Consider the following 25,650-nt stretch of genomic DNA (forward strand, 5'->3'; position numbering starts at 1 on the left):
AGGCGTCATGGTAGTTGGCGCCCCCGCCTCACCCCGCGGTCGTGTGTGTCCCGGTCCGTCAGCCGAGCGAGCAGGGCGTCCCGTTGAGGTTCGCGGCCGACGCCGAGGGCTCGCCGTCCGCGATGTATCCGAAGGTCGTGCTGCCGCCCGCGGGGATCGAGCCGTTCCACCCGGCGTTGGAGAACGTCACGGTGTCGCCCGTCTGCGAGTACTCACTGCTCCACGACTGCGTGACCTGGTCGCCGCCGGGGAAGGAGATCTCCAGGTCCCATCCGTTCACGGCGTCGTCGGTGGTCAGCTCGACCGCACCCTGGTAGCCGCCGCCCCAGGAGTTCACGGAGGTGATCGTGACCTCGCAGGCGCCCGGCTCCGGCGTCGGAGTCGGCGTGGGGGTGGGGGTGGGAGTCGGCGTGGGGGTCGGGCTGGGCTCTCCGTCGCCCTCGCCGAACACCACGTCGGAGCAGCTGTAGAACGCCTCCGGGCTGTCCGAGCGCTCCCAGACCGAGTAGATGATGTGGCGCCCCTGCTTGTTCGGCAGGGTCGCGTTCCAGTAGTACTCGCCGCCCTCCGGACCGCTCTGCGTCGGCGGGTCGTACGCCACGTCGAACGGCTCCGGCTCCAGGTCGGACCACTTCAGCGGCTGGCTCGGGTCCCAGCCGTCCCGGGTGACGTACTGCATGAACTTGCCGGGATGGGCGGCCCACGCCGAGTAGCGGAACGTGACGTTCTGCCCGGCGCTGACCTGCGTCGTCGGCCAGTCCGTGCCGCCGGGACGCATGCCCGCGAAGTCCGGGCCCGGACCGCAGAGGTTCCCGTCCGGGACGATCTCCCGGTGCCGGTCCCCGGCGTCGGAGATGAGGTTCCCGAACCAGTTGTAGAACGCGTAGTTGCCGTACTGCTCCAGCGCCGCGGCGCACTTCGGGTTCTGCGGGTTCAGCCCGCCACCCTCGCCGTTGTCGATGCCGTCGCGGTAGCACGCGTAGGTCCGGGACTCGGGGAACAGCGGTGTGCCGTGCGCGTTCGCCGCCGGCGGTGCCGGATCGGCCACCACCACCAGCAGTGCCCCGAACAATGCGAGTACCGCGGCCATGACCACCGCACGCACCCGTGTGACTGTCTTCGTTGTCGCCGTCACTCGTCTCCACTCCTTCGTCGGTACGAGTTGTCGCCTCAGGGTCCGACGGCGGTCGCGGGCACGGTAGGCGCTGAACCGTTTAGCGTGCCGCGGCGGCAGGGGGTTCGGGCTCGTGCGGCCAGTCCTCCGGGAGGATGTCGCGGCCGCCCTCCGGCGCGGCCGCGGCCAGCCGGCCGAGGACGTCGAGAAACCGCGCGATGTCGTCCTCCGAGCCGATCACCGTGCGCAGCCGCTGGTCGAACGTGACGGCCGCGTCTCGGAGCCGGGAGAAGAGGCGGGCGCCGGCGTCGGTGACCTGGACCTGCTGCACGCGGCGGTTGCCGGGCGCGCGGGTGCGGGTGATCAGCCCGTTGTCCTCCATGGCGCGCAGGTGGTGGGTGAGGGTGGCCTCGCGGATGCCGACCGCGCCGGCCAGCTCGCGCTGCGTGCGCGGCGGGTTCGTGCTCAGCGCGAGCAGGATGTGCCACACCTGCCAGGAGGCGCCGTTCTCGAGGAGCAGCGCGTCGAACCCGCGGATCAGCGGCTGCGCGGTCTTCCACAGGGCGACGGCGACCGGTACCCGGCCGCTGGGCGCGCTCGCGGGGCCTGTTCCTTCCCCGGCGGAGGGGTGGTCGGCGGGGGTGTCGCTCATACGCCGAGCCTAGCGACAAAACCCTTGCCATCTAATCCTTCGAGATCTAATGTTTGATCGAGTGTCCCAGCCCTGGAGGGTCTCGTGTCCGTCTCCCCGCTCCACCCCGCCTTCGCCGCGCTCGCCGAGACGCTCGGTGATCGCCTGCTCACTCCCGCCTCACCCGATCTCGGCACGCTCGCGGCGACCGTGTTCGACGGTGAACCGCGTGTGCCGGCGGTGCTGACACGGCCGCGCACCACCGGCGAGGTCTCCGGCGTCGTCCGCGCGGCCCGTGCCGCCGGTCTGCCACTGACCGTCCGCTCCGGAGGTCATTCCTACGCCCGCAGCTCACTGCTCGACGGCGGCGTCGTCCTCGACCTGCGGCTCATGGACGAGATCCGCATCGACCCCGAGGCCCGGACCGGGCATGCCCAGGGCGGCGCGTCCGCCGGGGCCTACACCACCGCCGCCGGGGAGCACGGTCTGGCCACCGGGTTCGGCGACACCGGCTCGGTGGGGATCGCGGGGCTCACGCTCGGCGGAGGGGTCGGGTTCCTCAGCCGTCGCGACGGGCTGACGCTCGACAACCTGCTCGGCGCCGAGGTGGTCCTGGCGGACGGCGAGGTCGTCGAGACCGGCCCGGACGTGGAGCCGGACCTGTTCTGGGCACTTCGCGGCGGGAGCGCCGGGACCGGCGTCGTCACCCGGCTCGACCTGCGGCTCACGGAGGCCGCGGACGTCGTCGGCGGGTTCATCGCCTGGCGGCCCGATCCGGAAGTCGTCGGGGACGTCGTCACGGCGATCGCCCAGGCGCCGGACGAACTGTCCGGCATGGTCAACGTGATGCTCGCGCCGCCCGCGCCGTTCCTGCCCGCCGAGGTCCACGGCCAGCCCCTGGTCATGGCGCTGGTCTGCTGGTCGGGTGCGCCCGAGGCGGCCGACGACGTGCTGGCCCCGCTGCGGGCGCACGCCCCGCTCGTCGACCTTGTCGAGCCCAAGCCGTACCCCGCGATGTTCGAGGGCGGCGGCCCCGAGACGGCGGGCATGCACGCCGCTGTCGAGACGGGTTTCACCGGCGTCCCGGACGTGGACACGGCCGTCGCGATGATCGACGCCGTCCGCGCCGCACCGGCAGGCGCCGCCGTGTTCAACCTGCGGGTCATGGGCGGCGCGATCGCGCGGGTCGGTGCCGGTGAGACCGCGTTCGCCCACCGCGACCGCGCCGTGATGGCCACGGTCGCGGGGCTGACGCCCGATCCGGCCAAGGAGGCCGAGGTGCGGTCCTGGGTGTCGGCCTCCGCCGCCCGGATCGCGGCGGACCGAGGCCCCGCCTACGTGAACTTCCTGCCCGGCACCGGCCCCGAGCAGCTCGCGCGTGCCTATCCCGGGGCCACCGGAGAACGGCTGCGCGCGGTCCGGGCGAAGTACGGCACGCTCGGCTCACCCGCCTGACCTGCCCGGCCGTGTCGCCACGCCCGGCCGCCCCTGTCCGCCGCGCGGTACGTGCACAGGCCGATGGCGGGCGGGAATAGAACGTGCCCTGGGCAACCTTGTATCAGGAGTGCACATTCTGACCGCCGGCGGCGCGGAGGCCGCCGCATGACCTCCGCCGCACCAGCCCAGCCCGTCACCCGCCGCAGCGTCGGTCTGCGCTCGGAGCGCGGCCCGATCCTCGGATCCCTGATGCTCGCGGCCGCGCTCGTCGCGCTGGACGCCACGATCCTGGCGACCGCGGCCCAGACGATCGCCCGCGAGCTCGGGGACTTCGAGCGCCTGCCGTGGGTCTTCTCCGTCTACATGCTGGCGCAGGCCGTGAGCGTTCCCGTGTACGGGCGGCTCGCCGACGTGCTCGGCCGCAAGCGCGTGATGCTCGCCGGCATCGGGCTGTTCCTGCTCGGATCGGTGCTGTGCGGGCTCGCCCCGTCCATGACATGGCTCATCATCGGACGGGTCGTGCAGGGGCTCGGCGCGGGCGCCGTCATGCCGATGTCGATGACGATCGTCTCCGACGTCTACACCCTCGCCGAGCGCGCGAAGACCCAGGGTTACCTGGCGAGCGTCTGGGCGATGTCGTCCGTGGTGGGACCGACCTTGGGCGGCGTGTTCTCCCAGTTCGCCTCGTGGCGCTGGATCTTCTGGATCAACGTGCCGCTGTCCCTCCTCGCCGCCGTGATGCTGTGGCGCAGCTTCCACGAGTCCGCGCGGGAGGGCCGGCGTGAGCCGATCGACTACGTCGGCGCGGCGCTGCTCACCGCCGGGAGCACCGCGCTGCTGCTCGCCCTGCTGGAAGGTGCCTCCCTACCGGTGGCGCTGACGGCGGGCCTGGTCGCCCTGGCCGTCCTCGCGCTGGGCGGTTTCGCCTGGTGGGCGCTGCGGAGCGCCCACCCCGTGTTCGACCTGCGGGTGCTGCGCCGTCGCGTGATCGGTTCGTCCACGGGTGCCGCGCTGATGGTGGGCGTGATCGTGCTCGGGCTGTCCACCTACATCCCGATCTACGCGCAGGGTGTGCTCGGCGTCGGCCCGCTGGTCGCCGGGTTCGCCCTTGCCGCGATGATGCTGGGCTGGCCGCTGACGGCGACCTGGTCCGGCAGCTTCTACCTCCGCATCGGGTTCCGGGCCACGGGCCTGATCGGCTCGTCACTGGTGACCGCGGGGTCCTTGTTCGCGGTGTTCCTCCTCGGCGAGGACTCCGCCGTCTGGCAGGTGGCCGCCACCACGTTCTTCATCGGCGCGGGTATGGGCCTGACCGCCGTGCCCACCCTCATCGCGGCCCAGACCAGCGCGCCGTGGCACGAGCGCGGCGCGGTCACCGGCATCAACATGTTCTCCCGGTCGATCGGTTCCGCCGTGGGCGTCGCGGTGTTCGGCGCCATCGTCAACGCGCACGCCCAGGTGGGCGCGGACGGGACACCGGAGGGTCCCGGCCTCGCGGACGCGATGCATCTGGTGTTCATCGCGACGACGGCGTGCGCGGCGCTCATGTTCGTGGCGGTGGCCCTGATGCCGAAGGACCGGCCGGCACCGGCCGGGGTGTAGGCGCCACCTCTCGGCGTTCTTCGTGAGTTCATCGTCCGGCAGAGACCGGTTCAGGGAGCGGGCCCAGTCTGGGACGGGCCCGTCGACCGGGCCGCACCACTGCGGAGATTGGACCACCCGTGCATCCCACACCCACCGCGCCCGCGCGCACGAGCCGGACGGCTCGCGTCGCGGGTGCCGCTCTCACCCTGCTCGGCCTCGTCGCCCCGCTGGCGGTCACGCAGGCCGGCCCCGCGGCCGCGGACGTCGCCCCCGCCGTCGGCGACACCGCTGTCAGCGCTACCGCGGCCGAGACCGCGGCGGACACCGCCTCCCGCTTCACCCTCGCCGTCCTCCCGGACACGCAGTTCTACTCGCGCTACTCCGGGGACCAGTTCGTGCCCCGCTACGGGTCGGACCCGTTCCAGGTGCAGACCGAGTGGCTCGCCGACGTCCAGGACGAGCTGCGCATCCCGTTCACGACTCACCTGGGTGACGTCGTCGACCGCGCCGGCGTCGAGAACGAGTGGCGGGTCGCGGACACCGCGATGAGCACCCTCGAGGCGGCGTCCCTGCCGTACTCGATCCTGCCCGGCAACCACGACGTGCGGAACTCCGACGACCGTCTCACCGACGAGGACTACGACCTCGACGCCGAGCCGTATCTCGACTGGTTCGGCCCCGAGCGCGCGGTCCGCAACGAGACCTACGGCGGCAGCGACCCGACCGGGCTCAGCGAGTACCACGTGTTCGAGGCCGAAGGGCAGCAGTTCCTCGTGCTCGCCATGACGTGGCGTGCGTCGGACACCACCATCGCCTGGGCGAACGAGGTCATCGACAGCCACCCCACGCTGCCCGTCATCCTCACGACCCACTCCCTGATCAACGTCGACACCGACGGCACCACGGCCAAGGACACCGAGTACGGCCTCAAGCTGTGGGACGAGCTGATCGCCCCGAACGACCAGATCTTCCTCACGTTCAACGGCCACTTCCACGGCGCCGCCCGCCAGACCCGCGTGAACGACGCCGGGCACGAGGTCACGCAGATCCTCGTCGACTACCAGATGGCGTACGACGGCGGGAACGGCTACCTCGGCCTGCTCGAGTTCGACCTGACCAACGACCGCATCTCCATGCAGACCGCCTCCCCGTGGGTCACCTGGAAGCCGCAGGCCTCACTCACCGCCTACGACCAGCCGTTCCTCGAGGGCCCGAACCAGCAGTTCACGATCGACATCGACTTCGCCGACCGGTTCGGCGGCTTCGCGCCGAAGTTCGGCCCCGGCACGCCCGACGAGCCCTCCCTCACGCAGCGCGCTCGTGACCTGCTGCTCGACGGGTTCACCGGCCCCGACCCAGTGACGACCCAGCCGCCCGCCTCCACCGGCGACTACCCGCGCGTGGACGGCACCCTCGCCCACTGGCGCTTCGGCGGCCTGGACGGTGTCCTGCCCGAGCACGCCGTCGTCCCCGACGTCGCCGGCGACAACGACATGCACCGCGTCGGCCTCGCCGAGTCCGGATCGCCGACGGCGCGGGTCGAGGACGTCACCGTGACCCACGACGGAGTCCACCCGCTGTCCTCCGACGGCGCGGCCGTCTGCTTCGCCGACTCCGACAAGACCGCGCAGCGCCTCAGCTACCTCGCCACGGACGCCGACGCCCCCGTGAACGACGTCGACCTCGCGAACGGCTACACGATCGAGACGTTCCTCAAGATCGACGGCGGGTTCACCGAGGACACCAACGCCTGGATGAAGGCCCTCGTCCGGTCCGGCAACCGCTCCCGCCTGCCCGGCATGCCCTGGTCGCGGTGGGACTACACCGCCTCACCCGCCGCACTCGGACTCTCCAACCTCAAGGAGTTCCAGTGGACCGAGGTCCCCGTCGAGACCACCAAGGGCGACCGCACCGCCTGGTCCGGCGAGATCATCCTGGACCGCTGGGTGCACGTCGCGCTCGTGAACGACCCGGCCGACAGCACCACCACGATGTACGTCGACGGCGCCCCCGTCCTGCGCAACGCCACCGACACCCTCGGGCACAGCATCGAGCAGGACATGCCGTGGCTCATCGGCACCGACTGGGTCGACGACCACGCCACCAACGGCTGGCACGGCTGCGTCGGCGAGACCCGCGTCATCGACCACCCGACCGGTCCCGAGGAATGGCTCACGGGCCGCGCCGACCTGGACGGTCTCACGCTCGACCTGTCCGACGGCGACCGCGTCCGGCACCTGCGCGAGGTGACGGGCACCGGCATCCCGGGCGCCACCGTGAACGTCACGATCGAGCCCACCGCGGGCGACCGCCAGGGCTTCCGGGGCCGCCCGGGCCAGGGCCACGGGCCCTGGCACCACCGCGACCGTGAGATCACCGCGGTGGTGGACGACGACGGCACCTGGTCCGCCCGCTTCCGCCCCCACCTCCACAAGGGCGAGTACACACTCCGCGCCACGCAGGCACTCGGCGACCGCGAGTCGGCGGCTGCCGAGGTGGCCTTCGAGGTCGGGCGCGACCGGGGCCACCGTGGCTGACACGCCGCACCCGCGGTCCGCCCGCGCGGTCCGCCGGACGTCCCCCGGAACTGTCCGCCACCAGGACTAGCCTGGTGGGCGTGAACGAGACATCCGTGCCCGCCGCTCCGGCGTCGTACACACCGGCCGACGCCGAGCGGTGGGTCACGGAACCACCCAAGTCCATCGCCCGCACACCCTTCGAACGCGACCGTGCCCGTGTCGTGCACTCCTCGGCCCTGCGCCGCCTCGGCGCCAAGACCCAGGTGCTCGGCGCCGGGCACGACGACTTCGTCCGCACCCGCCTCACGCACTCCCTCGAAGTCGCGCAGGTGGGCCGCGAGACCGGCCGCAGCCTCGGCTGCGACCCCGACGTGGTCGACACCGCGTGCCTCACCCACGACCTGGGCCACCCGCCCTTCGGCCACAACGGCGAGACGGCGCTCGCGGAGCTCGCCGGGCAGATCGGCGGCTTCGAGGGAAACGCCCAGACGCTGCGGCTGCTGACCCGGCTGGAGCCGAAGGTCTTCGCGGAGGACGGGCGGCCCGCAGGGCTGAACCTGACGCGGGCGTCGCTGGACGCGAGCGTAAAGTACCCGTGGGCCTACGGGTCCGGACCCGAGCGCCCCGACGGGCGGCCGAGCGGCAAGTTCGGCGTCTACGCGGACGACGTTCCGGTGTTCACCTGGCTGCGCGAGCGCGCCCCCGTGGGCGTCAAGTGCCTGGAAGCCCAGGTCATGGACCTGGCCGACGACGTCGCCTACTCCGTGCACGACGTCGAGGACGGCGTGGTGGCAGGCCGGATCGACCTCGACCTCATGGCGCACGCCGAGGAGCGGGCGCGCGTGGCCGAGCACGTGCGCAACTGGTACGGCGCGTGGTACTCGGCCGCCGCGATCGACGCCGCGATCGGCCGTCTCCAGGACTACCTGCGCGGCGAGGGATACCTGCTGCGGGCCTACGACGGCTCCCGGCGGTCGCTGGCGTCGCTCAAGGACATGACGAGCCAGCTCATCGGCCGGTTCGTGGGCGCCGCGGTCGACGCGACCCGGATCGAGTACGGCGACGGCCCGCTCACGCGCTACGCGGCGCGGCTGATGGTCCCCGAGGAGACCGAGCTCGAGATCCTCGCGCTCAAGGGGATCGCCGTGACCTACGTGATGGCGCCTCGCGGCATGGAGCCCCGCTACGAGCGCGAGCGCGAGATCCTCACCGACCTGGTGCGCGTGCTCACCGAGCGTCCGGAGGAGCTGGAGCCGTTGTTCGCCGCGGACTGGAAGGACGCCGCCGACGACACCGCCCGCCTGCGCGTGGTGATCGACCAGGTGGCGTCTCTGACGGACCTGTCGGCGCTGGCGCTGCACGCGCGCCTGGTGCGGCCGGGCGCCTGACCGGCGTGCCGTCATGAGGCGCGGCGTCGAGCTGCGGTGTCACGAAGACTGGCAAACCGATACATTTCCTCCGTTGCGTCGGGCGGCCCACCCGCACGGCCCAGCCGAACCGAGCAGACGACGAGGACAGGAGCGGTCATGGCCACCCAAGCGCCGGTACGGAACGCCGGGGAAGATTCGGACACGGCCGAGGACGCCACCGCGACCGCCGCCGCACCCGCGCCGGCCTCCGCCCGGCGCGAACGAAGCTGGCTGCGTACCACCGGCGACGCCGCGTGGCGGCTCATCGGTATCGCCGCGGCGATCGGCCTGGTGGTCTACCTCATCGGGCTCGTGCAGATCGTCTTCGTGGCGGTGTATCTCGCGCTGGTGCTCACCGCCGTCCTCCTGCCGCTGGGCAATCTCTACGACCGCGCCCTGCCGCGCGGCCTCGCGATGTTCGCGTCACTGCTCACGCTGCTGGCCGTCGTGGGCGGCCTGACGACGTACGTCGTCTCGACGATCACCGCGCGCTCCGACGACCTGGTCGCCCAGCTCACCAGCGGCCTCGACTCCCTGGCCGCGTCGCTGCCGTTCGATGTCGGGACCAGCGAGGACTGGCTCCTCGACGGCGGCGTCTGGTTCGAGGAGAACAGCGGGGCCGTCATCGACCAGGCCCTGCAGGGCGCGAACCTTGCCGCGACCGGCGTCACCGTCGTCGTCCTGGCGATGTTCCTCACCGTCTTCTTCCTCACCGGCGGCGGCGCGATCTGGGGATGGTTCGTCGCGCAGCTTCCCGCGAGGCTCCAGGACCGCTGGGAGATCGCGGGCCAGACCGGCTGGCGCACCTTCTCGGGCTACACGCGCGGCATCGCGTTCGTCGCCCTGACCGACGCGACGATGGCCGGAATCTTCCTGACCCTCGTGGGCAACCCTCTCGCGCTGCCGCTCACGGTGGTCGTGTTCCTGGCGGTGTTCGTGCCCATGGTGGGCCCGGTGGCGGCCATCATCATCAGCGCGGTCGTGACGCTCGCCACCGGCGACCCGACGTCGGCGATCATCGTCGCCCTGGGGATGACCGTCATCGCCCAGATCGACGCCAACGTGCTGCAGCCCCTCATCACCGGCAAGCAGGTGAACCTGCACCCCGTGGCGATGGCGCTGGCCATCACGTGCGGCACGGTGCTCGCCGGCCTGCTGGGCGCGGTGATCGCCGTCCCGCTCACGGCGGTGTCGTGGGCGGTGTTCAGCCGCCTGCGGCGTCGTCCCGGTGCCGTCGAGGACGGGGTGGCCGACGACGACACGGGCGCGCCGACGACGGCCGCGGACCGGGCGGCTCCGGCGCAGTAGCGTGACGCCCATGGAGATGTTCATGCGCCTGCCCGACGCCGTTCGCACCGCTCTGCGCGAGCACGGTACCGACCGGCCGCTGGCCCGTACCGAGCTCGACGACGGGGGCTGGGCGTTCGCGTCGCGGACCACGCTCATCGTGACGAGCGGCGGCGGCGAGGTCACCGTCGATCGCGAGTGGTGCGACGTCGACCGCGCGACCGCGGATCCCGAGACCGGCACCATCACGGTCGAGTGGGTCGACGGCGGCGCCCCGCTGGTGCTGCGCCTCGCCCCGAAGGGGCGCGCCTCCTTCCCGCAGGCCTTGCGCGAACGGGTGCAGTGGTCGGTGGTGCATGCCGCGCCGGTGAACCTGCCGGACGGGCGATCCGCGCGCGTAGCCGTGCGGCGCCGGGCCAACGGGGACATGTTTTCGCAGGTGGTAGGCGGCGCGGACCTCGACCTCAGCGATCCGGTGGTCGCCGCGGCCGTCGACGCGGCGGAATCGCGCGCCCGGTCCGCCGTCGGCCTGCCGATGTGATCGACGTCGCTCGGACGGTCCCGGATTTCGATTCGGGCCCACCCCGCCGAACCTGCTACTCTTTTGCAGGTCGCCGGGCCGGACACCGGACAGGCGGCGCGATCCCCCGTAGCTCAGCTGGCAGAGCGTCCGACTGTTAATCGGCAGGTCACTGGTTCAAGTCCAGTCGGGGGAGCCCCATAAAACCGCAGGCCAGAGCCCTTTCGGCTCTGGCCTGCGGTTCTTTCGTCTCGGGGGCGTCAGGTCAGCACGGCGAGCAGGCCGGCGGCGACCGCGCCGACCATGAGGGCGGCGGCCGCCGCCGCGGCGGGGCCTCGCCGGTCGGCGGGCAGGCCGGGAAAGAGCCGCGAGAGCGCTCCGAGGACGGCGAGCGGGGGAGCGGCACGCCAGATGTCGTCACCGGTCCTGCTCCCGGCGGCGGTGACGATGCCCGGAAGGTGGCCGACGGCGCGGAGCAGCGGCCCTGCCATGGCTCCGCTGCGGCCGCGGACGGTGTTCCCGGACGCCGCCCGTTCCAGGGCCCGGCGCAGTGCCGGTTCGTCGTTCGCCCAGTGGAAGCGGAACGTGATGGTTCCGGTCGTGTCGACGAGATAGGCGGAGTTCGGTTTGGGGCTGAAGGCCCGGTGCACGGTGCCGTCGATGTCGTCGACCGCCACCTCGAACGGGATGTCGTGGTGCAGTCGGAGCCGTTGCGCGTGCAGGTGCTTCTCCGCGTCGGTGGCCGGCTGGCCGATGGTCTGTCCCGGGTGGGCCTCGCGAGTGTTGACCAGCACGAAGCGGACCCGGTTCCCGAACCGTGCGTGGAGGCGTTTGAGCACGGGCACGGAGCTCTCGGTGACCGGGCAGGTCCGTGAACCGAAGACCATGAGTACCGGACGTTCGCCGAGTGCGCCGGAGGTGAACCGGCCTCCGTCGAGGAGCGGCAGGTCGAACTCCGGCAGGCGGCTGCCGGGGCCGAGGGCGTCGCGGTCGAACGTCATGTCGTCGATCAGGAGCCGGGTTCGGAAGCGCTCGAAGCGGTACTCCGAACCGGCGTGGTGGGAGGCAAGCTGTGGATCCATGTGTGCTCCAGAGAGTTGTCGGGCAACTTGACCGTTCGGTCAAGTGGTTGAGCAGCGCGACGGCACCTCGGGGTGGCGCCGTCCGGCCTGGCCGAGGGCGGCCGGACCGGGTCGGGGGGGCAGGAAGGGGCGGATAGACGGCCGGGGCGGGACGCGCGGAGGGGGTGAAACGCGGGGGAGAGGGGCGGAGAGGCGACCGGCGGGGCGCGGGAGAGAGGGCAGGCCGGGGTCAGGTGACCAGATGGTCAAGTGAGATGCGCGCTCAAGACCGCGCTCAGTGTCTGCGACGGGTTCGAGGGGCCGGAGAGCGCCCTTCACGGCGTCGCTGCGAACTCGTGGTTCGCTGGATTTTCCGGCCCTCGCGGTGCCCCGTCTGGGACTTGAACCCAGGACCGACGGATTATGAGTCCGCTGCTCTGACCGACTGAGCTAACGGGGCGCGCGGCGACCGCGTCAGCCCTCCGGGCCGACAGGTGCCGCGAGGAGGAGCCTACCTCGCGGAGCCGATAAATCCGTGGTGCCCAGGCGTCTCGCACCCCTACGGTCGGTCGCGCGGCACGCCGCCCGGGGCGCCCCGCCCCGGTACTAATCCCCCGAACGTGAAAGCAGGAGAACCATGTCCACGCCCTTCCCGGTCGCGCTCTCCGGCGCCCGGGCCGAGACCCTCATGTGGGCCCACGAGCACGACGTCGACCACGCCGCCCTGAACCAGCTCCGCAACATCTCGGCGCTGCCGTGGGTCGAGGGCGTGCGCGTCATGCCCGACGTCCACCTGGGCAAGGGAGCGACGGTCGGCTCGGTGATCGCCATGCGCGACGCCGTGTCGCCGAACGCCGTCGGCGTGGACATCGGCTGCGGCATGATCGGGGTGCGGACCTCGCTCACCGCGCGCGACCTGCCCGACGACCTGGCGCGGCTGCGGTCGCGGATCGAGGCGGCGATCCCGGTGGGCTTCAACGCCCACGACGAACCCGTCGACCTGCGGCGCCTGCGCCCCGTCGCCGGATCGGGCGGCCGCGAGCGGCTGCGGGGCGAGCAGAGGTTCTGGGACCGGTTCGCGTCGCTGCACCCGAAGGTGCGGCAGCTCGAGGCGCGGGCGCGGAAGCAGCTCGGAACCCTGGGCGGCGGCAACCACTTCGTCGAACTCTGCCTCGACCAGGACGACCGTGTCTGGCTGCAGCTCCACTCGGGTTCCCGGAACATCGGCAAGACGCTCGCCGAGCAGCACGTCGGCATCGCGAAGCACCTCGACCACAACCGCGGCCTCGTCGACCGGGAACTCGCCGTGTTCCTCGCCGGCACGCCCGAGATGGACGCCTACCTGAACGATCTCTGGTGGGCTCAGGACTACGCGGCCCGGTCGCGTGCCGTGATGATGGCGCTCGCGGTGCGGGCCGTGCGCGAGGAGTTCGCGGAGCTCGACGCCGACGGCGGCCTGCGGTTCGACGAGGGCGTGAACGTGCACCACAACTACGTGGCGCGCGAGCAGGTCGACGGCGCGGAGCTGATCGTGACCCGCAAGGGCGCCATCCGGGCCGGCCAGGGCGACCTGGGCCTGATCCCGGGCTCCATGGGTACGGGCTCCTACGTGGTGCGCGGCCTGGGGAACCCGCGGTCCTACTGGTCGGCGTCGCACGGCGCGGGCCGGAGGATGTCCCGGAGCAGGGCGAAGAAGGAGTTCACGCTCGACGATCTCGCCGAGCAGACGGCCGGCGTCGAGTGCCGCAAGGACCACGGCGTGCTGGACGAGATCCCGGGTGCCTACAAGGACCTGGACGCCGTGATCGAGGCGCAGTCCGACCTCGTCGAGGTCGTCGCGCGGCTGCGCACGATCCTCTGCGTCAAGGGCTGAGGGACCCGGCGCGTACCCGTCGGCGACCACGCCATTCTGTGGGGTGGCTGCGCTTCCACGGGGCGGAATGGCGTGGTCGCCGCAATGGCGTGGTCGTGGTCGGCGCTCGTGCGGGCGCCTGGTAGCGGCGGGCGTGCGCCTCGGGGCAGGTGACCGGGGCGCGGGGGATCACCGGGCGTGAACGGGCTGTCGGTGTGACGTGGAAGAATCTGCGTCCATGGCGATGCGTGAGATCCGGGTGATGCCCGACCCCGTCCTGCGGACCCCCTGCGACCGGATCACGAAGGTGGACGATCGCGTGCGCGCTCTCGTGGCCGACCTCGTGGAGACCGTCGACGCCGAGGGGCGCGCCGGCCTGGCCGCGAACCAGATCGGGGTCGGTCTGCGGGCGTTCTCGTGGAACATCGAGGGCGAGATCGGCTACGTGCTCAACCCCAGCATCGTCGAACTGGGGGAGGAGACGCAGGACGGCGGCGAGGGCTGCCTGTCCGTCCCGAACCTCTGGTACCCGACCGTCCGGGCGAACTACGCCCGCGTGGTGGGCACGGACCTGGACGGCAACGAGGTGGAGGTCTCGGGCGAGGGCCTGATGGCGCGCTGTCTCCAGCACGAGTGCGACCACCTCGACGGAAAGCTCTACCTGGACCGGCTCGAGCGGGAGGCCCGCAAGGAGGCCATGCGGGAACTGCGCGCGCATCTCTGACGGGCGCCGGGGTGCATGAACGAAACCCCTACCGGGGGATTCACCCCGTTCTCGACTTGGACACTAGTCCAAAAAGTCCGGTAAAGCGGTAATGTGGAGCCGAAAGTTGTTGGAAAGGTGAAATTTCTCGCCGTAAACACGCTACTTCGCGTGCACCTGGCCGGGGAGTCGTGCAGGATGGGCAACGGACGTAGCGGTGCACCAGGACGCCACGCATGACGCTCGGCCACAGCGCCACCGCCCGGTGAGGACGTAGGGGAAGACGTGCCTCGACCAGGGAGGAAGACATGGCCGGTGGAATTGTTCGTGGCGTGCTGTTCGTGCATTCTGCGCCCCGTGCCCTCTGTCCGCACATCGAGTGGCAGGCAGGCGGTGTTCTCGACCTCAGGGTCACGATGGACTGGACACCTCAACCCGCGGGGCGCGGGCTCTACAGAACTGAATACTCATGGCAGGGGCCGCAGGGGACGGGCGCCACACTGGCGTCCGCCCTGCGCGGCTGGGATCACCTGCGCTACGAGGTGACGGAGGAACCGAGCCAGGGCGCCGACGGCGCTCGCTGGTCGCACACTCCCGACCTCGGGATCTTCCATGCCATGACGGATGTCCACGGCAACATCGTCATCCCCGAGGACCGGGTGCGGGCCGCGCTCGAGAACGGCGACCCGCGCGCGGTGCGCGAGGCCCTCGACCTCGCCCTGGGCGCGGCGTGGGACGACGAGCTGGAGCCCTTCCGGCAGGCGGGCGCGGGCGCCCCGGTCCGCTGGCTCCACCAGGTGGGCTGACGAACGAGAGCGCCCGGCGCATGCGCCGGGCGCTCTCGCGCGGTCACTCCGCCGGTCAGGCGTTCTGGACCAGCAGCGCCACGTTGTGCCCGCCGAAGCCGAACGAGTTGTTGATCGCCGCGATGTCGCCGCCCGGCAGCTTCGCCGGCTCGTCCCGCACCAGCGGCACCTGCAGCTCCGGGTCGGGGTTCGCGACGTTGATGGTGGGCGGGGCGAGGCGGTCCGCGATCGCCTTCACCGTGAACACCGTCTCGAGCGCGCCGGCGCCTCCGAGCAGGTGCCCCGTCATCGACTTCGTCGCCGACAGCTGCACGTGGTCCGCGTCGCTCCCGAACAGACGGCGGATCGACGCCGTCTCGGTGAGGTCGCCCACCTTGGTGGACGTGGCGTGGGCGTTGACGTGCACGACGTCGGCGCCCGTTGCCCCGGCGTCCTCCAGCGCCCCGCGCATCGCGGCGACCTGCCCGGTGCCGTCCGGGTCCGGCGACGTGATGTGGTAGGCGTCGGACGACAGCCCGACCCCGCCGATCCTCGCGTACACCCGCGCGCCGCGGGCGGCCGCGTGCTCGGCGCTCTCCAGCACCACCACGGCCGCGCCCTCACCGACCACGAAGCCGTCCCGGTCGGCGTCGTACGGGCGGGAGGCGCCCTCCGGGTCGTCGTTGCGCAGCGACAGCGTGCGGGACGCGGCGAAGGCCGCGATCGGCATGGGGTGGATCGTCGCCTCGGTACCGCCGGCGACGACGACGTCGGCCCGGCCCGACCGGATCATCTCGGCGCCGTACCCGATGGCCTCGGCCCCCGAGGCGCAGGCCGACACGAGCGCGTGGGCGCCGGCCCTGGCGCCCAGGTCGAGCGACACGAACGCCGTCGGCGAGTTCGGCATGAGCATCGGGACGGTCATCGGCAGCAGGCGGCGGGCTCCGCGCTCGCGCAGCGTGTCCCAGCCGTCGAGCAGCGTCCAGACGCCACCGATCCCGGACGACACGACCGACCCCAGCCGCTCGCCCGCGACCTCGGGCTCTCCGGCGTCCTTCCACGCCTCGCGCGCGGCGATCACGGCGTACTGCGCGGACGGGTCCATGCGCTTGAGCTCGGGCCGCTTGAGAACCTCTTCCGGCTTGACCTTGATGGTCGCCGCGAAGTTCACGGGGATCTCGTAGCGCTCGGCCCAGTCGTTGTCCATGGTGCGCGCACCGGACTTCCCGGCGAGAGCGGCCTCCCAGGTGGAGGGCACGTCCCCGCCGAGCGGGGTGGTGGCGCCGAGGCCGGTGACGACGACGTCGCGTGCGGAGGTCATGGGTCTGGCTCCTGGGTAGGTGGTGCGGTGGAAGGTGATGTCCGACGGCGGTCCGGCCCGCGTCGCCGCGAAGGGCGACCGGCGGACCGCCGTCGGGCAGGGTGGGCAGGGGATGACGACAGGGCGTCGGCCCGTGCCCGGTGAGGCAGGAGCCCGCGGCTTCCGCTGCGGGGACCTCGGATCAGTCCTGGGCGGTCTTGATGTAGCTCACGGCGTCACCGACGGTCGCGAGGTTCTTGACTTCCTCGTCCGGGATGCGAACACCGAACTTGTCCTCGGCGTGCGTGACGATGGTCATCATCGACAGCGAGTCGATGTCGAGGTCGTCGGTGAAGGACTTCTCCAGCGCGACGTCGGCAGTGTCGAGGCCGGTCTCCTCGGCGACGATCTCGGCGAGACCCGTGAGGATCTCCTGCTCGGTGTTGGCCATGGGGCTTCCTTTTCTTCTCGGTGGGAGCCGAGGCTCCCGGGGGACTTGCGGTGACCGCCCGCTTCCGGGTTGCCCCGGGCGAGCGGTACGAAGCGAAGGTTACGGCAGGACGATGACCTGCGCGGCGTACACGAGCCCGGCACCGAAGCCGATCTGGAGGGCGATGTCGCCGGATCGGGCCTTGCCCTCCTCCATGAGGCGCACGGTGGCCAGGGGGATCGAGGCGGCCGAGGTGTTGCCGGTGTCGGCGATGTCACGGGCGACCACGACCGACTCGGGCAGCTTCAGCTGCTTGACGAGCTGGTCGATGATACGCATGTTCGCCTGGTGCGGCACGAACACCTGGATGTCCTCGGGGGTGACCCCGGCGTCGGCGATGGCCTTCGCGGCGATGGGTGCCATCTGGAAGGATGCCCACTTGAAGACGGTGGGGCCGTCCTGGCGGAGCGTGGGCCAGCCGAGCGAGGAGTCCTCGCGCCATTCCTGCCACGAGTGGGTCTGCCGGATCGCGGTGTGCTTGGAACCGTCCGAGCCCCACACCGTCGGGCCGATGCCGGGCGTGTCCGAGGGTCCGATGATCGCCGCACCGGCGCCGTCGCCCAGCAGGAACGAGATGGAGCGGTCGGTCGGGTCGATGATCTCGGACAGCTTCTCGGCGCCGATCACGAGCACGTTCCGGGCGAGGCCGGCCCGCACGAGGCCGTCCGCCTGGCCGATGCCGTAGGTGTACCCGGCGCACGCCGCCGAGATGTCGAACGCGGCGGCCGGTGTGGCGCCGAGCCGGTCGGCGAGGATCGAGGCGGCCGACGGCGTCATGTGCATGTGCGTGATCGTCGAGACGATCACGGTGTCGATGTCGGCGCCCGTGAGGCCGGCGGCGTCGAGCGCCTTGCGGGCCGCCGCCTCCGACATGTCGAGCACGTCGCGGTCCGCGCCCGCGCGGCGGCGGGTCACGATGCCGGTGCGCTGCTGGATCCACTCGTCGGAGGAGTCGATGGGCCCGGCGATGTCGTCGTTGGTGACGACGTTCTCGCCGCGCTCCGCGCCGAAGGCGAGGATGCGGGAGTACCGGGTGGGCTGAGACTGCTGCAGGAGGGTCATCGTGCTCCGGGGGTCGTGGCGGCAGGCGCGGTGCCGGCGGCGGTGCTGTGGCGGGCGATCAGGTCGCGGGCGGCGTCGACGTCGTCGGGCGACTTCACGGCGACGGCCTCCACGCCCTTGAGCCCGCGCTTCGCGAGGCCCGTCAGGACACCGCCGGGCGCCAGCTCCAGCAGGGCCGTCACGCCGCGGGCGGCGAGCGTCGCCATGACCAGGTCCCACCGGACCGGCGCGGTGACCTGACCGGCGAGGTTGGACAGGACGTCGGAGGCGGTGCCGTGGCCGTGCGTCCCGCCGGTGTAGGCGGTGCCGTCGAGGTCCGCCAGGAAGGGGAGCACCGGGTCGGCCGCGCCCGGGAAGCCGGTCGCGACCGGCTCGAACTCGGCACGGGCGGAGTCCATGAACGGCGTGTGGAACGCGCCGGCCACCTGCAGCGGGATCACGCGGGCACGCTCGGGTGGGTTGTCCGCGAGCTTCGCGAGTCCGTCGAGCGCACCCGCGGCGACCACCTGGCCGCCCCCGTTGACGTTCGCCGGCCACAGCCCGGCCGCCTCGATCTCGGCGAGCACGTCGTCGGGCTTCCCGCCGACCACCGCGCTCATGCCCGACGGCGAGGCCGCGGCGGCCTTCGCCATCGCGCGCGCACGCACCGAGACCAGCCCGGCCGCTCCGGCGTCGGACACGACCCCGGCGACCGCGGCGGCGGCGAGCTCACCGACGGAGTGTCCCGCCGTCACGTCCACGACGGCGTCCGCCGCGCGGCCGTCCAGGATCACGCGCAGGGCGAGCAGCGAGGACGCGACGATCAGCGGCTGCGCGACGGCGGTGTCGCGGATCGTGTCCGCGTCCGACGTCGTGCCGTGGGCGGCGAGATCGGTCTCCGCGGCCTCCGACGCGGCGGAGATCAGGTCGGGAACTCCGGGCAGCTCCAGCCAGGGGCTGAGCATCCCGGGGGTCTGAGAGCCCTGTCCAGGGCAGACGACGGCGAGCACTCGTCCACTCTGCCAACGCGATGTCAAACCGGGACGTCGCGACGCGTACCAAGGTTCTCGGAGGCGGTTGTGGGATATCTACAAGAGCCGTGGTCCCGGTGACGGCGTCATCGCTCGCCGAGCTGGCCGAGCGCGAGCGCGACCTGCAGCACGAACGACTCGCGCGCGTCGAGCGGGTCCCAGCCGGTGATCTCCGACACCTTGCGCAGCCGGTAGCGCACCGTGTTGGGGTGCACGTACAGCCGGCGGGCGGCCGCCTCCAGGGACCGCCCGGTCCCCAGGTACGCCGACAGCGTCTCCAGCACCGAGCCGCCGGCCTCCGCCAGGGGCGTGAACGCCTGGGTCACCAGCGTGCGCCGGGCGGACGCGTCGCCGGTCAGGACGCGCTCGGGAAGCAGGTCGTCCGCCATCACCGGGCGCGGGGCCTGCGGCCAGGCGGGCGCCGCCGCCATGCCGGCCAGGGCGGAGCGGGCGGACCGGGCGGCGTCGTCCAGGCCGGACACCGCCGAGCCGATCACCACCGGTCCGGGCCCGAACCGGCCGAGCAGGCCGGTCGCGGCCTCCACCAGGTCGCCCTCGCCCCCGAGCACCAGCACGAGACGGTCGCCGTGGATCCCCACCAGGGCGTCCCCGGCGCTGCGCCGCGCCGCGCGGCGCAGCTCGGCGGCCCGCACCTCGTCCAGGCCGGGGTTCGTGGTGCCGACCACGACCAGCGTGCCGCCCCTGCCGCTCCAGCCCAGGGCCGACATCCGGCTGCGCAGCGCGTCGTTGCCGTCACCCCGCACCAGCGCGTCCACGACCAGCGCCTCCAGGCGGGCGTCCCACGCGCCCCGCACCTCGGCGGCGCGGGCGTAGATCTCGGCAGCCGAGAACGCGACCTCCCGCGAGTACCGCAGCACGGCCTCGCGCAGCTCCCGCTCACCACCCGGGGCGGCGATCTGGTCCGACATCTCCTCCACCACGTCCACGCCGCAGCGCACGAGCTGCAGCGTCTGCTGCAACGAGATGGTCCGTGTCAGCTCGGGGGGAGCGGCGGAGAACATCTTGTCCACGCCGTGCGGCGGGCGATGCGGCTCGGCGAACCACGTGATGAACGCGTTGACGCCGGCCTGCGCGACGAGACCCACGTAGGACCGGTCCTCCGCGGGCAGCTCGCGGTACCAGGACAGCTGGTCGTCGAGCCGGCGCAGCGTGGCCGAGGTCAGCTTGCCGCTCGCGTCGCGGACCCGCTGCAGGTTCTCCCCGTTGGTCCCCTCGTGCTCGCGGGCGGACGCCGAAGCGGCCCTGCGGCCGGACGCCGAGCTCGTCCTGCGTCGGGGCGCGGGGCCGGTCGATGGTGCGGTCTTGGACGAAGCAGGCACGGAGCGAGAATACGGGGCCAGTTGTGCGGAGTCCACAAACGGACTATTCGCTCAGGGTTCGGGGCGACCCGGGGCACCACCGTTTCAGCGGCCGGGCAAGGCCGTCCCCTGTAGGGTCGAGGGTATGGCCCTGATGCAACGGCTCCGCCGACTCATCCACAGGCCTACCTCCGCATCCAGTGTCGGCGCCCGCCACCCGTCGCCGTCGGCCCCACGACGAGGAGACACCATCCACGAGGACGCGCTGCGAGCTCAGCTCGCCGACGACCCCAACAACATCGAGGCCTTCACCGCGCTCGCGGACATGGTCCGACGGCATGCTGCCGAGGGTCACGGCGAGCAGGATCCGCTGCGCGACACCGAGGACGAGCTCACCGCCGCCGAGATGCGGAGTCAGGCCGCCGACCTGGCCGTATGGTCGCTCGCCGAGGAGATCGGCGGCAACCCGCGCGGCTGGTACCCGCTGCTGGAGCTGGGCCGCCTGTCGCTGGCCGAGGACCCGGAGGGCGCCGTGCGGCGCTTCACGACGGCGGCCGAGCGCGACCCGGATGGCCGGGCGCTGGCCGAGGCGCTGGCGATCCTCCGCGGGGCGGGCATGCCGGTGGAGGCGCTCGGACTAGGTGTCGGGCACTGGCGGGTACGGGAACACACGCCCGAGGTGTGCCAGCACCTGGTCCGCGCCGCTCTCGAGGCGGACCGGCCGTTCGAGGCGAAGCAGCACCTGCGGGCGCTGGACATGCACCCGGACCGGCCCGCCGCGGCGAGGCTCAAGGCGGAGCTGGAGCAGGAGATCGCGGCGAGCGAGCGGCGCGCGGCCGGTACCTGACCGATGCGGCCCGTCCCGTGGGTGTGGGAGCGCTTGCGGAGCTGCCACCAGTACGCCCGGCACGCCCGGCAGGCCGGGCGTGCCGGCGGCGGGCCGGTCAGTCCACCGTCTCCATGACGACCAGGTCGTCGAACCCCCAGGCCGACGTCGTCGAGCCGCCCGTGTAGAGGGCCAGGCCCACGGAGCCGGCCTCCTGCAGCGACGCGGTGGTGTCGGTGGAGACCGCCTGCCACGTCGTCGGCTCCGGGCTGCCCTCGGCCCAGGCCCGGGCCCGGATCGTCGCCGGAGACGTACCGGTCACCTGGACGCGCACGAGCAGCGGATCACCCGCGGCGAACGCCAGCCCCGTGACGGTCCCGCCCGCCAGGGGCGTGCCGTTCCGCACCGTGTGCAGGTCGACGTGCCCGTCCGGGAAGATCTTGAGCCGCCCGCCCAGGTGGTCGCCCCCGACGCGCCGCCCCTGCACCGTCAGATAGCTGTTGCCCGACGGCGTCTCCTGGGCCCAGGTGCGCACCGTGACGTCGGTGGCGGTCGCGGAGACGTCACCGAGCCGCGCGGACAGCGTCAGCCCGCCGGCCATCGAGAGCGTCCCGGCGCTGCCGTCGACGGCGAAGCGGGAGGCGGAACCCCCGAGGGTCCACGCGCCGCCGGTCTCTGCCGCACCCCAGCCGCCCGTGACCGTGCGCGTGAACGTGTCGCGGGCGAGCGCCGGGTCCGGCGGCGGCGGGTCGGTCGCCGTGACGTCCTGGGTGTAGGTGTCCTGTGCTCCGTCGTCGTCGGTGACCGTCACGGTCACCTCGTACGTCCCCGCCTCCGCGTACGTGTGCTCGGCCGCCGGCCCGTCGGCGGTGGCGCCGTCCCCCAGGTCCCAGGCGTAGGACACGATCTCGCCGTCCGGGTCGGTGCTCGCGCCCGCGTCCGCGGTGAGGGTGAGGTGCTCCGCGGTGAGCGTGGCCTCGGCGACGGGCGGCTGGTTCGGGCCCTCGCCCGTCAGCCCGACGACGTGGTGCAGCGAGACCTGCTCGGGCGTCAGCACGTGCCCGTAGACGGCGACCTCGTCGATCTCTCCGGTGAAGTTCCGGTTCGGGGACGACGGCGACCATCCGTCGAGGTTGTCCCCGCCGACCCGCCAGAAGCCGCTGAACGTGTCCGCGCCCGTGGTGTCCGGGTCGGAGGCGACGAGTTCGCCGTCGAGGTAGAGGCGCAGCCCGTCCGGGCCGAGCGTGCCGGCCGCGTGATGCCACGCGCCGTCCGTCACCGCGGTCGGCGAGGCGACGGTGCGGACGGCGCCGGGGTGGACGCCGAGAACGAGCTTGCCGGCGGCGTCGACGTAGAGGTGCCGGTCGTATTCGGCCGACGTCGACCTGCTGCCCCGGTCACCGAAGCCGATGAGCTTGCCGCCCGGGGTGGTGGTGCGGAACCACGTCTCGACGCTGAACGTCTGCGGCCCGGGTCGTGCCGTGCCGGTGGTCCACGAGCGGGAGTCGATCGTGCCGTCGGTGGTGACGGCCGTGTCGGTGTCGACGGCGAGCGCTCCGGCCGTGCCGAACGTGACATCGGTCCCGGCGGTGAGATCGGCGGCGCCCGCGAGGTCGGTGACCGGGCCGGAGGTGCCGCCCATGCGCCAGTAGTGGGTGGCGCCGTCGAGCAGGACGTCCCGCGCGTAGTCGCCGAGCGGCTCGCCGTCCGCGACGGTGGTCTCCACCCAGTCGGACCAGGCGGTGTTGCCCCACGGGTCGCGCGCCACGACCGCGTAGCGGTGGGTCGATCCCGGTGCGGCCTCCACGTCGAGGGCGGTGAGATCCTCCGTCTCCCAGAAGCTCGCGGTGGCGTCCACCACGGCGACCGGAGGGGCGGACGACGTGTCGCGGTAGACCGAGTAGGTCAGGGTCCTGTCGTCGCGGTCGTGGTTGCCCGGCCAGGTCAGCCGGACGACCCCGCCCGCGGGCGACGAGACGCTCAGCGGGAACGACGCGCCGCCGAGGCGCGGGCCGTCGGCGTTGGGCGCCACGTCGCGCACGGCGAACCGGACCAGGCCCTGCTGGGGCTGATTGTTCACGCGGAGGAACTCGCCGCCGTACAGCACGTAGTCACCGCTCGCGGTCACGTGCCACGGACCCTGCTCCAGCCCCGTGTAGGTGCCGATCGAGAAGTCCGGGTACCAGTTCAGGAACTCGGGCCGGGGCGTCCCGGGGTGATCGGGATAGCCGAAGATGTCGGCGGTGTTCGTCCCCTCGACCGTCAGTGTGACGGCGGTCCCGCGGTAGTAGGAGCGAGGGCTCGTCTCCGGGAAGCCGCCGCTGTTGCCGCAGTAGTGCTTGTGGCTGGCCTGATAGGCCGCCCCCCGGAAGGGGAAGATGGAGTAGGTGTCGCCGTGGCAGTCCTCGATCCAGACCAGCTCGCCCGTGTCCCACGACGCCGCGAACGACCCCTCGACGGTGCCGCCGCCCCCGTAGTGGTAGCCGGTCCCGTAGAAGTGGTCGTCGTCCGAGGCCAGAGCCAGGACCGCCGACTTGTCACCGGCGTTGCGGACCACATCGTTGACGGGAAGGGGAAGCATGTCGCCCGTGGCGGCGTCCAGCCGGGCCAGCCCGTAGCCGGGGTCCGAGGACCCGTCCACCGAGGTGAAGTTGCCGCCGATCACCACCGAGCCGCCGTCGGGCGCGGCCGTGAGCGCCTGCACCGAACGGTTGCCGACCGCCGCCGCGAACGGGCGCGTCGTCGCGCCGGTCGCGGCGTCCACCGCCGCGACCCGGGCGCGAGCGGTGTTGTTCACGCTGGAGAAGGCGCCGCCCAGGAAGACGTCGTCGCCCGAGGTCGCCACGGCGTACACCGGGCCGTTGACCGCCGGCCGGAACGAGGTGAGCGAGCCGGTGGCCGTGTCGAACGCGGCCGAGCGGTACCGGGTGACACCGTCGACCGAGGTGAACGGGCCCACGGCGTACAGCACGCTCCCGTCCGGGGACAGGGCGAGGCCCTTCACCTCGCCGTTCACCGTCGGCGACCACGTGGGGTCGAGCTCTCCCGTGGCGAGGTCGTAGGCGAGGAGGTTGCCGCGCGGCACCTCGTCCGTGCCCGGCGCCGCCCCGGCCGGGCGTGCGGAACTGAAGCTCCCACCCACGTACACGGTGTCGCCGACGACCACCTGGGTCCAGGCGACGCCGTCGATCTGCACGGTGGGGAGCGGGTCGCTGCTCACGGTCGCCGGCAGGTCGGCGGACGCCTCGGCCGGGGCCGCCATCGCCCCCGCCGCGGACGCGGCCACGTGACCGGTCGCCGGGGCGGCCGAGGCAGGGGCCGTCACCAGGCTCGCCGTCAGCACCGCGGCGGTCGCGCCGGCGGCCACGAGGGCCGCGGGGTGGCGGAGGGACCGGGGAGTGGGGGAATCGGTGCCGGGAACGCGCATGGTTCGTACTCCGCCTTCGAAGGGCCGTGCGGGCTTCACCGCGCACGTGAGTGGATGTGCTCCCGAGGGTAGTGCCGGGCAAAGGCCGACAGAAGCCGCTTCCGGGTGAAGTAGCGGGTGAAGTAGCTGGCCGGCGTCTGATTTCACCCGACAGCGGCCCTGGCCGTGCCGTCGTGGGCGACCGCCGGGTGATTCTCTAGGATCGGTCGCATGCCCTTCGCCGCAGCCCTGACCCACGACGTCGTCCTGCGCGACCTCACCATCGACGACGCCGGGGCGCTCGCCGACGCCTACGCGCGCAACCGCGCGCACCTGGAGCAGTGGGAGCCGGCGCGGCCGGACGACTTCTTCACCGAGGCGGCGCAGAAGCGCGTCGTCGATCTCCAGCTGGAGCAGGCGGCCGGGGGAAAAGGCGTGTTCCTCGTGCTGGCGTCCGGCGACGCCGTCGTGGGCAGGCTCAACCTCGCGGACATCGTCCACGGTGCGTTCCAGAGCGGGAACCTCGGCTACTGGATCGACGCGGGACTCACCGGGCGGGGCCTCATGACGCTCGCGGTGCGGTCACTCGTGGACCACGCCCGTGACGGGCTGCGTCTGCACCGGCTGCAGGCGGGGACACTCCCCTACAACAGGGCGTCGCAGACGGTGCTCACGCGGGCTGGTTTCGAGCGTTTCGGCTACGCCCCGCGGTACCTGCACATCGCCGGCGAATGGCGGGACCATGTGCTGTACCAGCTGATCCTGCGCGACTGAGCGGGCGTCCGGGCAGCGACGGCGCGTGCGGGGGAGCTACGGGGTTTCGGCGGCCGGTGCGTCGTCGACGAGGAAGTGCCGCAGGTGCAGCGGCCCCGTCAGATAGGCGTCCTCGCCGGGGAACGTCACCGGGCTGTCCGCCCAACCCTCACCCGCGAAGCCCCGCAGCGCCGACTCGTCGCGCCAGCGGCTGACGTACTGCACGCGTGTGCCCTCCGCCCGGTCGACGAGGATCTCGTGACCCAGCAGCCCGTCATGGGCCGCGGGAAAACCCGCGACGAGGTCCCGGAGGGTCTGGAGGAACTCTTCGACCCGGTCGGCACGGACCGAGGCCTCGGAGACTCGGACGATCATGTGGCGCTCCCTCGCGGCAGAAGGCGGAACAGTCCCGGTCGGCAGCGGCCTCACGTGGGCGCGACGCCCGCCCGCAAGACATTGGCGGGGCGGATCGGCCCACGGCGCGGCACAACGGCAGGGGCCAGATGTGAACCTGCCGACGTCGCGGGGTGTGAAGATCCGACACAGGGTAGACCTTGCCGGGCGATTCTCAAGCATCCGGTC

Annotated in this window: 21 protein-coding genes and 2 tRNA genes; 12 read left to right on the top strand and 11 right to left on the bottom strand. The window is 72.4% G+C overall.

Translation table 11 applies throughout. The features are described 5' to 3' along the window. Positions 1-58: 58 nt before the first annotated feature. Positions 59-1,135 carry a lytic polysaccharide monooxygenase auxiliary activity family 9 protein gene (locus tag EDD34_RS06325; protein ID WP_211341506.1) on the bottom strand — a complete coding sequence of 359 codons (1,077 nt, stop codon included), beginning with the start codon at positions 1,133-1,135 and terminating at the stop codon, positions 59-61. 79 nt (positions 1,136-1,214) lie between these two features. After that, positions 1,215-1,766 carry a MarR family winged helix-turn-helix transcriptional regulator gene (locus EDD34_RS06330; protein WP_123813812.1) on the bottom strand — a complete coding sequence of 184 codons (552 nt, stop codon included), beginning with the start codon at positions 1,764-1,766 and terminating at the stop codon, positions 1,215-1,217. Between the two features lie 84 nt (positions 1,767-1,850). On the opposite strand from EDD34_RS06330, the gene EDD34_RS06335 reads away from it, so the two are divergent. From EDD34_RS06335 to EDD34_RS06365, 7 genes are all read left to right on the top strand, one after another. After that, on the top strand, positions 1,851-3,200 hold the full coding sequence (locus EDD34_RS06335) for an FAD-binding oxidoreductase (RefSeq protein WP_170176983.1): 1,350 nt from the start codon (positions 1,851-1,853) through the stop codon (positions 3,198-3,200). 147 nt (positions 3,201-3,347) lie between these two features. Continuing rightward, a complete protein-coding gene (locus EDD34_RS06340) occupies positions 3,348-4,784 on the top strand; it encodes an MDR family MFS transporter (protein ID WP_123813814.1) in 1,437 nt (478 codons plus the stop codon). Positions 4,785-4,903: 119 nt separating this feature from the next. After that, the gene (locus EDD34_RS06345) at positions 4,904-7,303 is read left to right on the top strand and encodes a metallophosphoesterase (RefSeq protein ID WP_211341507.1); all 2,400 of its coding nucleotides are present in this window, start codon (positions 4,904-4,906) and stop codon (positions 7,301-7,303) included. A 71-nt stretch (positions 7,304-7,374) separates the two neighbouring features. Then, the gene (locus tag EDD34_RS06350) at positions 7,375-8,673 is read left to right on the top strand and encodes a deoxyguanosinetriphosphate triphosphohydrolase (protein WP_123813816.1); all 1,299 of its coding nucleotides are present in this window, start codon (positions 7,375-7,377) and stop codon (positions 8,671-8,673) included. A 138-nt stretch (positions 8,674-8,811) separates the two neighbouring features. After that, positions 8,812-10,002, top strand: coding sequence for an AI-2E family transporter (locus tag EDD34_RS06355; RefSeq protein ID WP_123813817.1), 1,191 nt, complete (start codon positions 8,812-8,814; stop codon positions 10,000-10,002). A gap of 10 nt (positions 10,003-10,012) precedes the next feature. After that, the gene (locus EDD34_RS06360) at positions 10,013-10,522 is read left to right on the top strand and encodes a hypothetical protein (protein WP_246012217.1); all 510 of its coding nucleotides are present in this window, start codon (positions 10,013-10,015) and stop codon (positions 10,520-10,522) included. 102 nt (positions 10,523-10,624) lie between these two features. Next, positions 10,625-10,697 (top strand) — tRNA-Asn (locus tag EDD34_RS06365). Positions 10,698-10,761: 64 nt separating this feature from the next. Here EDD34_RS06365 and EDD34_RS06370 read toward each other — a convergent pair. Further along, on the bottom strand, positions 10,762-11,583 hold the full coding sequence (locus EDD34_RS06370) for a TlpA family protein disulfide reductase (protein ID WP_123813818.1): 822 nt from the start codon (positions 11,581-11,583) through the stop codon (positions 10,762-10,764). A gap of 365 nt (positions 11,584-11,948) precedes the next feature. After that, positions 11,949-12,022 (bottom strand) — tRNA-Ile (locus EDD34_RS06375). A gap of 177 nt (positions 12,023-12,199) precedes the next feature. Between EDD34_RS06375 and EDD34_RS06380 the strand changes: the two genes are divergently transcribed. The 3 genes from EDD34_RS06380 (at position 12,200) to EDD34_RS06390 (ending at position 14,923) form a co-directional block, all read left to right on the top strand. Then, positions 12,200-13,435: an RtcB family protein gene (locus EDD34_RS06380; protein WP_123813819.1), complete on the top strand. Its 1,236-nt coding sequence runs from the start codon at positions 12,200-12,202 to the stop codon at positions 13,433-13,435. A gap of 217 nt (positions 13,436-13,652) precedes the next feature. Further along, positions 13,653-14,138 carry a peptide deformylase gene (gene def / locus EDD34_RS06385; RefSeq protein ID WP_123813820.1) on the top strand — a complete coding sequence of 162 codons (486 nt, stop codon included), beginning with the start codon at positions 13,653-13,655 and terminating at the stop codon, positions 14,136-14,138. 287 nt (positions 14,139-14,425) lie between these two features. Then, complete coding sequence (locus EDD34_RS06390; protein ID WP_123813821.1) at positions 14,426-14,923, top strand: DUF3145 domain-containing protein; 498 nt, start codon at positions 14,426-14,428, stop codon at positions 14,921-14,923. Between the two features lie 55 nt (positions 14,924-14,978). Here EDD34_RS06390 and EDD34_RS06395 read toward each other — a convergent pair whose 3' ends face one another. From EDD34_RS06395 to EDD34_RS06415, 5 genes are all read right to left on the bottom strand, one after another. Continuing rightward, positions 14,979-16,223, bottom strand: coding sequence for a beta-ketoacyl-[acyl-carrier-protein] synthase family protein (locus tag EDD34_RS06395; protein WP_123813822.1), 1,245 nt, complete (start codon positions 16,221-16,223; stop codon positions 14,979-14,981). Between the two features lie 181 nt (positions 16,224-16,404). Then, on the bottom strand, positions 16,405-16,653 hold the full coding sequence (locus EDD34_RS06400; RefSeq protein WP_123813823.1) for an acyl carrier protein: 249 nt from the start codon (positions 16,651-16,653) through the stop codon (positions 16,405-16,407). Between the two features lie 99 nt (positions 16,654-16,752). Beyond that, positions 16,753-17,754, bottom strand: coding sequence for a beta-ketoacyl-ACP synthase III (locus EDD34_RS06405; RefSeq protein WP_123813824.1), 1,002 nt, complete (start codon positions 17,752-17,754; stop codon positions 16,753-16,755). Then, complete coding sequence (locus EDD34_RS06410) at positions 17,751-18,743, bottom strand: ACP S-malonyltransferase (protein WP_123813825.1); 993 nt, start codon at positions 18,741-18,743, stop codon at positions 17,751-17,753. The genes EDD34_RS06405 and EDD34_RS06410 overlap by 4 nt, the downstream gene beginning before the upstream one ends. Positions 18,744-18,850: 107 nt before the next feature. After that, entirely contained in the window at positions 18,851-19,978 is a 1,128-nt protein-coding gene (locus EDD34_RS06415; RefSeq protein WP_246012641.1) for a PucR family transcriptional regulator, read from the bottom strand. A 250-nt stretch (positions 19,979-20,228) separates the two neighbouring features. On the opposite strand from EDD34_RS06415, the gene EDD34_RS06420 reads away from it, so the two are divergent. Further along, on the top strand, positions 20,229-20,930 hold the full coding sequence (locus EDD34_RS06420) for a hypothetical protein (protein ID WP_123813827.1): 702 nt from the start codon (positions 20,229-20,231) through the stop codon (positions 20,928-20,930). Between the two features lie 97 nt (positions 20,931-21,027). Here EDD34_RS06420 and EDD34_RS06425 read toward each other — a convergent pair whose 3' ends face one another. Further along, positions 21,028-24,336, bottom strand: a complete 3,309-nt coding sequence (locus EDD34_RS06425) for a LamG-like jellyroll fold domain-containing protein (protein ID WP_123813828.1) — start codon at positions 24,334-24,336, stop codon at positions 21,028-21,030. Between the two features lie 210 nt (positions 24,337-24,546). On the opposite strand from EDD34_RS06425, the gene EDD34_RS06430 reads away from it, so the two are divergent. Beyond that, entirely contained in the window at positions 24,547-25,089 is a 543-nt protein-coding gene (locus EDD34_RS06430; RefSeq protein WP_123813829.1) for a GNAT family N-acetyltransferase, read from the top strand. A gap of 36 nt (positions 25,090-25,125) precedes the next feature. Here the strand turns inward: EDD34_RS06430 and EDD34_RS06435 are convergent, their stop codons facing one another. After that, complete coding sequence (locus EDD34_RS06435; protein ID WP_123813830.1) at positions 25,126-25,443, bottom strand: antibiotic biosynthesis monooxygenase; 318 nt, start codon at positions 25,441-25,443, stop codon at positions 25,126-25,128. Positions 25,444-25,650 lie beyond the last annotated feature (207 nt).

Source organism: Myceligenerans xiligouense (genome assembly GCF_003814695.1).
GTDB lineage: Bacteria > Actinomycetota > Actinomycetes > Actinomycetales > Cellulomonadaceae > Myceligenerans > Myceligenerans xiligouense.

Excerpts from the sequence above, each read along its gene's own strand:
- EDD34_RS06330 (WP_123813812.1), bottom strand. The coding sequence starts at position 1,766 with ATGAGCGACACCCCCGCCGACCACCCCTCCGCCGGGGAAGGAACAGGC.
- EDD34_RS06340 (WP_123813814.1), top strand. The coding sequence starts at position 3,348 with ATGACCTCCGCCGCACCAGCCCAGCCCGTCACCCGCCGCAGCGTCGGT.
- EDD34_RS06355 (WP_123813817.1), top strand. The coding sequence starts at position 8,812 with ATGGCCACCCAAGCGCCGGTACGGAACGCCGGGGAAGATTCGGACACG.
- EDD34_RS06360 (WP_246012217.1), top strand. The coding sequence starts at position 10,013 with ATGGAGATGTTCATGCGCCTGCCCGACGCCGTTCGCACCGCTCTGCGC.
- EDD34_RS06370 (WP_123813818.1), bottom strand. The coding sequence starts at position 11,583 with ATGGATCCACAGCTTGCCTCCCACCACGCCGGTTCGGAGTACCGCTTC.
- EDD34_RS06380 (WP_123813819.1), top strand. The coding sequence starts at position 12,200 with ATGTCCACGCCCTTCCCGGTCGCGCTCTCCGGCGCCCGGGCCGAGACC.
- def (WP_123813820.1), top strand. The coding sequence starts at position 13,653 with ATGGCGATGCGTGAGATCCGGGTGATGCCCGACCCCGTCCTGCGGACC.
- EDD34_RS06390 (WP_123813821.1), top strand. The coding sequence starts at position 14,426 with ATGGCCGGTGGAATTGTTCGTGGCGTGCTGTTCGTGCATTCTGCGCCC.
- EDD34_RS06395 (WP_123813822.1), bottom strand. The coding sequence starts at position 16,223 with ATGACCTCCGCACGCGACGTCGTCGTCACCGGCCTCGGCGCCACCACC.
- EDD34_RS06400 (WP_123813823.1), bottom strand. The coding sequence starts at position 16,653 with ATGGCCAACACCGAGCAGGAGATCCTCACGGGTCTCGCCGAGATCGTC.
- EDD34_RS06405 (WP_123813824.1), bottom strand. The coding sequence starts at position 17,754 with ATGACCCTCCTGCAGCAGTCTCAGCCCACCCGGTACTCCCGCATCCTC.
- EDD34_RS06420 (WP_123813827.1), top strand. The coding sequence starts at position 20,229 with ATGGCCCTGATGCAACGGCTCCGCCGACTCATCCACAGGCCTACCTCC.
- EDD34_RS06425 (WP_123813828.1), bottom strand. The coding sequence starts at position 24,336 with ATGCGCGTTCCCGGCACCGATTCCCCCACTCCCCGGTCCCTCCGCCAC.
- EDD34_RS06430 (WP_123813829.1), top strand. The coding sequence starts at position 24,547 with ATGCCCTTCGCCGCAGCCCTGACCCACGACGTCGTCCTGCGCGACCTC.
- EDD34_RS06435 (WP_123813830.1), bottom strand. The coding sequence starts at position 25,443 with ATGATCGTCCGAGTCTCCGAGGCCTCGGTCCGTGCCGACCGGGTCGAA.